8 protein-coding genes and 1 pseudogene are annotated in these 8,205 nt (G+C 70.6%); all 9 read left to right on the forward strand.

What is annotated here, in order from left to right; translation table 11 throughout:
- Positions 1–31 precede the first annotated feature (31 nt).
- Positions 32–649 carry a TetR/AcrR family transcriptional regulator gene (locus ACWD4G_RS36090; RefSeq protein WP_451301173.1) on the forward strand — a complete coding sequence of 206 codons (618 nt, stop codon included), beginning with the start codon at positions 32–34 and terminating at the stop codon, positions 647–649.
- Positions 646–2,256 (forward strand): CocE/NonD family hydrolase, encoded by a 1,611-nt coding sequence (locus ACWD4G_RS36095; protein ID WP_451301175.1) that lies wholly within the window; start codon positions 646–648, stop codon positions 2,254–2,256. Before ACWD4G_RS36090 ends, ACWD4G_RS36095 begins: the two co-directional genes overlap by 4 nt.
- 86 nt (positions 2,257–2,342) lie before the next feature.
- Positions 2,343–2,993: a GntR family transcriptional regulator gene (locus tag ACWD4G_RS36100; RefSeq protein WP_451301177.1), complete on the forward strand. Its 651-nt coding sequence runs from the start codon at positions 2,343–2,345 to the stop codon at positions 2,991–2,993.
- Between the two features lie 196 nt (positions 2,994–3,189).
- The gene (locus tag ACWD4G_RS36105) at positions 3,190–3,978 is read left to right on the forward strand and encodes a PIG-L deacetylase family protein (protein WP_451301179.1); all 789 of its coding nucleotides are present in this window, start codon (positions 3,190–3,192) and stop codon (positions 3,976–3,978) included.
- The gene (locus tag ACWD4G_RS36110; protein ID WP_451301181.1) at positions 3,978–4,688 is read left to right on the forward strand and encodes a 4-carboxy-4-hydroxy-2-oxoadipate aldolase/oxaloacetate decarboxylase; all 711 of its coding nucleotides are present in this window, start codon (positions 3,978–3,980) and stop codon (positions 4,686–4,688) included. Before ACWD4G_RS36105 ends, ACWD4G_RS36110 begins: the two co-directional genes overlap by 1 nt.
- A gap of 91 nt (positions 4,689–4,779) precedes the next feature.
- Positions 4,780–5,871, forward strand: a complete 1,092-nt coding sequence (locus ACWD4G_RS36115; RefSeq protein ID WP_451301183.1) for a 4-oxalomesaconate tautomerase — start codon at positions 4,780–4,782, stop codon at positions 5,869–5,871.
- A 9-nt stretch (positions 5,872–5,880) separates the two neighbouring features.
- Positions 5,881–6,831, forward strand: a complete 951-nt coding sequence (locus ACWD4G_RS36120; RefSeq protein ID WP_451301185.1) for a catechol 2,3-dioxygenase — start codon at positions 5,881–5,883, stop codon at positions 6,829–6,831.
- 123 nt (positions 6,832–6,954) lie between these two features.
- Positions 6,955–7,293 (forward strand): annotated as a pseudogene (locus ACWD4G_RS36125) (MFS transporter); the annotation flags it as partial.
- A 145-nt stretch (positions 7,294–7,438) separates the two neighbouring features.
- Positions 7,439–8,143 carry an MFS transporter gene (locus ACWD4G_RS36130; protein ID WP_451301187.1) on the forward strand — a complete coding sequence of 235 codons (705 nt, stop codon included), beginning with the start codon at positions 7,439–7,441 and terminating at the stop codon, positions 8,141–8,143.
- The last annotated feature ends 62 nt before the right edge of the window (positions 8,144–8,205 follow it).

The following is an 8,205-nucleotide window of genomic DNA, read 5'->3' on the forward strand; positions in this document are numbered from 1 at the left end:
CATTTATTAACAGGTGTCCATTATCTTCGGTATGACGTCCGAACCACGCCTGGACCGCCGGGTCCGCCGTTCCCGGTCCTCCCTCATGCGTGCCGCGCTCGACCTGGTGACCGAGCGGGGCACGACCGCCATCCCCGTCTCCGACCTCGCCGAGGCCGCCGATGTCAGCCGACAGGTGCTGTACCAGCAGTTCGGCGACCGTGACGGGCTGCTGCTGGAGGCGGGGCTGGACCTGGTCCGGCGAGAGCTGTTGCAGGGCCCGGCGTACACCTCGGAGGGCGTGCCCGAGCGTGCCGGGGTCCTCGCCATGGCACGGCACTTCGCCGAACACCGCGCGTTCTACCGCGTGATGCTGATCGGGGCCTGCGCGTTCGCCTTCAACAAGGCACTCATCGCACTGATCGCCCCGGTCAACCGGGAGGTCGTACGACAGCGGTACGGCGCCGACCTCGACCCGGAGCTGATCGACGGACTCGCCACCTTCCTGACCGGCGGAGCCTCGGCGGTCGTCAACGAATGGGTCGTGGACGGCGAAGACCCGCTCGACCCCGAGGAGTTCACCGACCGCCTGCTGCGGCTTGCACCGGTGGTGCACACCACGATGGGCCGACCCGCCCCGGCCTCGTACGAGGAGGAGCATCGTCCGTGAATCCGCTCAGTCATCTCATCCAGCGCGCCCTGAAGCTGCCCCCGCCCCTCACCCGGGACCTCGTTGTCGAGAAGGACCTCCGGGTCCCGATGCCCGACGGAGTCGATCTGCTCGCCGACCGCTGGAGGCCACGCAACGGCGGCGACGACCTGCCGACCGCGCTGATCCGCTGCCCGTACGGCAGGCGGGGCGTGGTGGCACTGGGCTCGGTGCGGCCGCTCGCCGAGCGGGGGTTCCAGGTGCTGATCCAGAGCACCCGGGGCGGCTTCGGCTCCGGCGGGACCTTCGACCCGATGCGACAGGAACGCGAGGACGGGCTCGCCACACTGGAGTGGCTGGTCGAACAGCCCTGGTTCGGCGGCGCGATCGTGCTCGTCGGCACCAGCTATATGGGCTATGTGCAGTGGGCGGTGGCCGACCGGGTCCCGCCGCAGGTCAAGGCGATGATCCCGCATATGACGGAGTCGGCGCTGAGCCTGGAGTTCCTGCGCGGGGACGGGAAGTCGCTCCAGACGCCGTTCGGCTGGGGCGCGATGATCGCCAAACAGGAACGCCCGTTCGCGATGCTCCGCCAACCCCTCGAACTCAAGGGAATCCGCCGGGCGTTGGACACCCTGCCCCTCGCGGACGCCGATGTCGCCGCGCTCGGCGAGCGCTCCGAGTACCTCCAGGCGATCCTCGCCCATGACGCCGACGATCCGTACTGGGCGCCCATGGACCACCGGAAGAGGGTGGCCGAGGTGACCGTGCCGGTCAGTTCCATCGGCGGCTGGTACGACATCTTCCTGCCCGGCCAGATACGGGACTTCACCACCCTCCAGGCGGCCGGCCGCGAGGCCCGGCTGACCATCGGACCCTGGACGCACACCACCTTCGACAACACCCTCGCCTGCGAGGCCATCGAGTTCGGACTCGCCCACGCACGCGGCGAACGGCCCCCGGACCGCGCCCCCGTACGGCTGTATGTCACGGGCGAGGAGGCATGGCGCGACTTCGCGTCCTGGCCGCCGAAGGGGTACGAGGAGCGGCGCTTCCACCTCCAGCCCGGGGGAGGGCTGGCGGTGGAACCGCCTGCCGCCTCGGCCCCCGACGGCTATCGCTACGACCCGGCCGACCCCACCCCCTCCGTCGGCGGTGTGGCCATGCCCCCGGGCGCCGGGCGCGTCGACAACACGGAGCTGGAGGCCCGCCCCGACGTCCTCACCTACACCACCCCCGTCCTGGACGAGGACGTCGAGGCCGTCGGCGAGGTGGGCGCCGAGATCTGGTTCCGCTCCAGCCTGCCGTACGCCGATGTCTTCGTCCGGCTCTGCGAGGTCGACACCAAGGGCCGTTCGACCAATGTGTGCGACGGTCTGACCAGCCTGACCGGTGCCGACGAACCGACCCGCGCCACCGTCCGGCTCTGGCCCACCGCCCACCGTTTCCGGCGCGGTCACCGTATCCGCGTCCAGGTCTCCTCCGGTGCCTTCCCGCGCTACGCCCGCAACCCCGGCACCGGCGAACCCCTCGCCACCGCCACCACCCTGCGCGCCGCCGACCAGAAGGTCCACCACGACCCCGAGCACCCCTCGGCGCTGCTCCTTCCGGTGCGCACAGCCGTCTGACAGCGCGCCCTCCATGAGAACAAAATTGTTGACAATTCTGTTGGCCTAGATTTACGTTCGACAGGCACTCACTCAGGGAGGGCACGATGCGGGAGGAAGCCCGTCCGGGCACCGGAGAGCAGGCCAAGCGGCTCGCGCTGGCGAAGCTGCGGCAGGCGATCCTGCACGGCGAGATGGCACCGGCACAGCGGCTGGTGGAGAACGAACTCGCCGAGCAGTTCGGTGTGACACGGGCCAGCATCCGCGCGGCACTGATCGATCTGGAGGCCGAAGGACTGGTCGAACGGATTCGTAACCGGGGCTCGCGGGTGCGGGTGGTGACCGTGGAGGAAGCGGTCGCCATCAGCGAGTGCCGTATGGCCCTGGAAGGGCTGTGCGCGGCGAAGGCGGCGGCCCTGGCCACCGACGACCAGCTGGCCGAGCTGGCCGACATCGGTACGGCCATGACCAAGGCGGTCGCCGACGGCGAACCGGTGACGTACTCCGAGCTGAACCAGCGGCTCCACGCCCGCATCCGGGAGATCTCCGGTCAGCGGGTCGCGGTGGAACTGCTGGAGCGGCTCAACGCCCAACTGGTCCGCCACCGCTTCCAGCTCGCGCTGCGGCCCGGACGGCCCCAGCACTCCCTGGGTGAACACCTGGCCATGATCGACACGATCCGGGCCAGGGACCCGCAGGCGGCCGAGGCGGCCGTCCGCGCCCACCTCACGAGCGTGATCGCGGCGCTGCGCGAATAACTCCGCCACAACGCACACCACGCCCCTCCGAGGTGGGCCAACAGGTCCGTACACCGCGGCGAGTGAGCCGAAGGGGTGCGGCTGTGTCGAGAGCCCGAACGCGCGGAGGCCCGAAAGGTCGAGCACGATCGGGCTCTCGACACAGGCTCCAGCACCCCGGAGGCGAACCGAGCCTGAAAAGGAGTGATTGAGGCCGATGACCGACGGCACGGCGTCCGCCGCCACCCCCGCTCCACCACGTCCAGCCGGTCCAGCCCGTCCCCCACGATCGACGCTGGTCATCACCGCGCACGCGGGGGACTTCGTGTGGAGGGCCGGCGGCGCCATCGCCCTGGCGGCCTCACGCGGGGAGAAGGTCACCATCGCGTGCCTCACCTTCGGCGAGCGCGGCGAGTCCGCGAAGGCCTGGCGCGAGGGCAAGCGGCTGGACGAGATCAAGGCGATCCGCAGGGACGAGGCCGAGCGGGCGGCCGGCACCCTCGGCGCCGAGATCCTCTTCTTCGACGCCGGCGACTACCCGCTGATCGGCACCCCCGAACTCACCGACCGCCTGGTCGCCGTATACCGCGCGGCCCAGCCGGATGTCGTCCTCACCCACCCCCTGGAGGACCCCTACAACGGCGACCACCCCGCCGCCGCCCGTCTCGCCCTCGACGCCCGCGTGCTCGCCCAGGCCATCGGCTACCCCGCCGAGGGCGAGATCATCGGCGCCCCGCCGGTCTTCTTCTTCGAACCCCACCAGCCCGAGATGTGCGGCTTCAGGCCCCAGGTCCTCCTCGACATCACCGAGGTCTGGGACACCAAGCGCAAGGCCATGGAGTGCCTGGGCGCCCAACAGCACCTGTGGGACTACTACACCGACCTCGCCGTACGCCGAGGAGTCCAGCTCAAGCGCAACGCGGGCCCCAACCTGGGCCTCGCCCACAGGACCATGGCCGAGGCGTACATGCGCCCCTACCCGCAGGTCACGGGGGTGCTGGACTGATGGCCGGAGTGATCGTCACCAACCCGCCGAAGGCGGACGCCAAGGACGTCGAGGCGATCGGACGGTACGGCGTCGCCACCGTCCACGAGGCCATGGGCCGCACCGGACTCCTCGGCACCCACCTCCGCCCGATCCAGCAGGACACGCGGGTCGCGGGCACCGCCGTCACCGTGCTCTCCTGGCCCGGCGACAACCTGATGATCCACGCCGCCGTCGAGCAGTGCGGCGAGGGCGACATCCTGGTCGTCACCACCACCTCGCCCTCCACCGACGGCATGTTCGGCGAACTCTTCGCCACCGCCCTCGGGCGCCGAGGCGTACGCGGCCTCGTCATCAACGCCGGTGTCCGCGACACCGCCGAACTCCGCGCGATGGACTTCCCCGCCTGGGCCGCCGCCGTCAGCGCCCAGGGCACCGTCAAGGCCACCGGCGGCTCCGTCAACGTGCCCGTCGCCATCGGCGGCCAGACCGTCCACCCCGGTGACGTCATCCTCGCCGACGACGACGGAGTGGTGGTCGTCCCCCGAGAGCGGGCCGGCGCGGTGGCCGAGGCGGCCGAGGCCCGCGAACAGAAGGAGGCCGCCTCTCGCGCCGCCTTCCTCGACGGCCAACTCGGCCTGGACCGCTACGGGTTGCGCGAGACCCTTGTACGGGTCGGGGTGACGTACCGGTCGTACGAGGAGTACGCGGGTGGGGAGGGCCGGCCGTGAGGGGGCGGCCGGTGATGAAGGGCGGGCCGGTGATGAGGGGGCGGCCGGTCATACGGGGCCGTCTCGTGCACGCGGCCGAGGAACGCGGCTCATGACCGGGTGGCCCGAAGGCATCCGCTGCACGCTGATGCGCGGCGGCACCTCCAAGGGCGCCTATTTCCTCGCCGGAGACCTGCCCGCCGACCCGGTCGCCCGTGACGCACTGCTGCTCCGGGTCATGGGCAGCCCCGACCCCCGCCAGATCGACGGCCTCGGCGGCGCCCACCCCCTCACCAGCAAGATCGCCGTGGTCTCCGCCTCGACCGACCCCAAGGCGGACGTGGACTACCTCTTCCTCCAAGTGGGCGTCGACGAGCCCGAGGTGACCGATCGTCAGAACTGCGGCAACCTCCTCGCCGGGGTCGGCCCCTTCGCGGTCGACCGGGGCCTGGTCGCGACGGGGGAGCCGGAGACCTCCGTACGCATCCGCATGCTCAACACCGGTGACCTCGCCGTGGCCACCTTCCCCACCCCCGGCGGACGGATCGCGGTCACCGGCGACGCCGAGATCTCCGGGGTGCCGGGCACGGCCGCGCCCGTGGTGATCGAGTTCCCCCCGAGCGGCAGCCCCCTGCTGCCCACCGGGAACGCCCGTGACATCGCCGCCGGCACGGAGGTCACCTGCGTCGACAACGGCATGCCGACCGTACTGATCCCGGCGGCGGCCCTGGACGTCACCGGCTACGAGAGCCCCGAGGAGTTGGAGGCGAACACGGCCCTGGCCGACCGACTCCACGACATCAGGCTGGCGGCGGGCACGGTGATGGGCCTCGGCGATGTCACCCACACCACCGTCCCCAAACTCACCCTCCTCGCCGCGCCCCGACATGGCGGCGCGATCACGACCCGCACTTTCATCCCCGTCCGCTGCCACACCTCCATCGGCGTCCTCGGCGCCGCGAGCGTGGCCGCCGGACTGCGCATCGAGGGCACGGTGGGCTCGTCGATCGCCGAACTCCCGCCCACCGGTGACCGATCGCGCATCGAGCACCCCACCGGATTCCTCGACATCGAGACCCGGGTGACGGACGGCCCCGACGGCGCCCCCCGGGCGAGCCGCACGGCCGTCGTCCGTACCGCCCGCAAGATCTTCGACGGCACGGTCTTCCCCCGACCCGCCGAACCCCCTTCCCGTACCTCCTAGGAGTCACCGATGACCCCGCCCCTCGGCGACATCGCCCACCTCGGCCATGTCGAACTGCTCACCCCCGACCTCGACCGCAGCCTCTGGTTCTTCACCGAGATCCTCGGCCTCACCGAGAACGGCCGCTCCGGCGGCTCGGTCTACCTCAGGACCTGGGACGACTACGAACACCACAGCCTCACCCTCACCGCCCACACGACGTCGGGAACGCGCCGCACGGCCCTGCGGACCTCCTCCGAGGAGGCCCTGCGACGCCGGGTGAAGGAACTGGAGAACAAGGGTCGCGAAGGCCGCTGGGTGGAGGACGAACCGGGAATCGGCCGCCTCTACGTCACCACCGACCCCGACGGCCACGAGATCGCCCTCTACTGGGAGAGCGAGTGGTACGAGGCACCGGCCGATCTCAAACCGGGCCTGAAGAACCAGCCCCAGGCCAAACCGGGCCACGGTGTCGGCGTACGCCGCCTCGACCACGTCAACTTCCTCGCCTCCGACGTCCGGGCCAACGCCGCCTTCACCCGCGACGCCCTCGGCGCCCGCCCCACCGAACAGATCGTCCTCGACACCGGCAAGGTCGCCGCCCAGTGGCTGACCTTCACCAACAAGTCGTACGACGTCGTCCACACCGAGGACTGGACCGGCTCGCACGGACGCCTGCACCACATCGCGTTCGCCACCGACACCCGTGAGGACATCCTCAGGGCCGCCGATCTCTGCCTGGATCAGGGCGTGTTCATCGAGACCGGACCGCACAAGCACGCCATCCAGCAGACGTTCTTCCTGTACGTCTACGAACCGGGCGGCAACCGTATCGAGCTGTGCAACCCGCTCACCCGGCTGGTCCTCGCCCCCGACTGGCCCCTGATCACCTGGACCCAGGCCGAGCGCGCCAAGGGCCAGGCATGGGGCCTGAAGACCATCGAGTCCTTCCACACCCACGGCACCCCACCGGTCGACTGACGGGTTCCGCACGTCCAACCCCGGCCACCTAACTGTCGCCAAGATTGTTGACAAAAACGTTGACTTTGTCGGGGTGCGCTGACCGCCGGTACGGTCGCCGACCGGATCGGCCGCCAGAAGCTGATGGTCGCCTGTGTCGCCCTCTTCTCGCTGGCCTCCGGGCTCTGCGCGACGGCGAACGGCGTCGGCGTCTTCGGCCTCGTCTTCGGCCTCGGCCGCACCCTCGCCGGCATCGGCCTCGGCGGACTGCTGCCGACCGCGATCAGCATGGTCTCCGACTACGCCCCGCGCGGCCGGGCCGCCCTCACCATCGGCACGCTGATGACCGCCCACCACGCGGGCGGCATCCTCTCCGCGTACGTCGCCCTGTGGGTCGTGGAACCCCTCGGCTGGCGTGCCGCCTTCTGGATCTGTGTGACCCCGCTGCTGTTCGTCCCGGTGCTCGCCAAACTGATGCCCGAGTCACTGAGCTTCCTGGTGGCCAAGGGCCGCCTGGACGAGGCGGAACAACTGGCCCACCACCGGGAAGAAGACCCCCGCCGACCGCTGGACCTCCCTCGCGAACCTCTTCCGGGGCGGCGAGTGGACCCAGACCCTCCTGTACTGGGTGGCCTCCTTCGGCGGCCTCCTCCTCGTCTACGGCGTCGCCACCTGGCTGCCCACCCTGATGCGCGGCGAGGGCTACGAACTGGGCTCCGCGCTCACCTTCGTCGTCCTGTTCAACCTCGGCGGCATCGTGGGCATGCTGGTCGCGGGCCGCGCGGCCGACTGCTTCGGCGCCCCACGCATCTCGGCGATCTGGTTCGCACTGACCGCCGCAGGCGTCTTCCTGCTCAGCGCCCGCATGCCACTGGGCGTGACCTTCCTGGTCGTCTTCCTCACCGGCGTCTTCCTCAACAGCGCCCAGACCATGATCTACGCCACGGTCTCCATCCGCTCCGCCCCCGAGAACCGCGCCACAGCGGTCGGCTGGACCTCGGGCATGGGCCGCTTCGGCGCGGTCTTCGGCCCCTGGCTCGGCGGCCAACTCCTGGCCGCAGGCCACGGAAACCGGGGCTTCACGGCCTTCGCCCTTTCAGGCATCTCCTCGACCGTCTTCATCGGCATCGCTTCCACTGCGGGGGGCCGGCCGACCGTCTCGGACAACCCCCGAGAGGTCACTGACACCGACCGCCTGACCGGGGGAGGCCAAGGCCAGGGCGGCCAAGGGGGCATGTCGGCGGTCCCCGCACCGCGAATGGGCCGCAGGCCCAAAAGGGGCGCGGGGACCCCCCACCCCCTTAGACGTCGTCTCATTTGGCGCGCTGGGTAGTCTGCCCGTGTGGTGATGGTCGAGCGCATGGTGCCGGATGAGTTGTGGGAACTGTTCGAGCG

Source organism: Streptomyces sp. NPDC002643 (assembly GCF_053592555.1).

Coding starts and splice junctions, on each gene's coding strand:
- ACWD4G_RS36105 (WP_451301179.1), top strand. CDS start 3,190: ATGACCGACGGCACGGCGTCCGCCGCCACCCCCGCTCCACCACGTCCA.
- ACWD4G_RS36100 (WP_451301177.1), top strand. CDS start 2,343: ATGCGGGAGGAAGCCCGTCCGGGCACCGGAGAGCAGGCCAAGCGGCTC.
- ACWD4G_RS36120 (WP_451301185.1), top strand. CDS start 5,881: ATGACCCCGCCCCTCGGCGACATCGCCCACCTCGGCCATGTCGAACTG.
- ACWD4G_RS36090 (WP_451301173.1), top strand. CDS start 32: ATGACGTCCGAACCACGCCTGGACCGCCGGGTCCGCCGTTCCCGGTCC.
- ACWD4G_RS36110 (WP_451301181.1), top strand. CDS start 3,978: ATGGCCGGAGTGATCGTCACCAACCCGCCGAAGGCGGACGCCAAGGAC.
- ACWD4G_RS36115 (WP_451301183.1), top strand. CDS start 4,780: ATGACCGGGTGGCCCGAAGGCATCCGCTGCACGCTGATGCGCGGCGGC.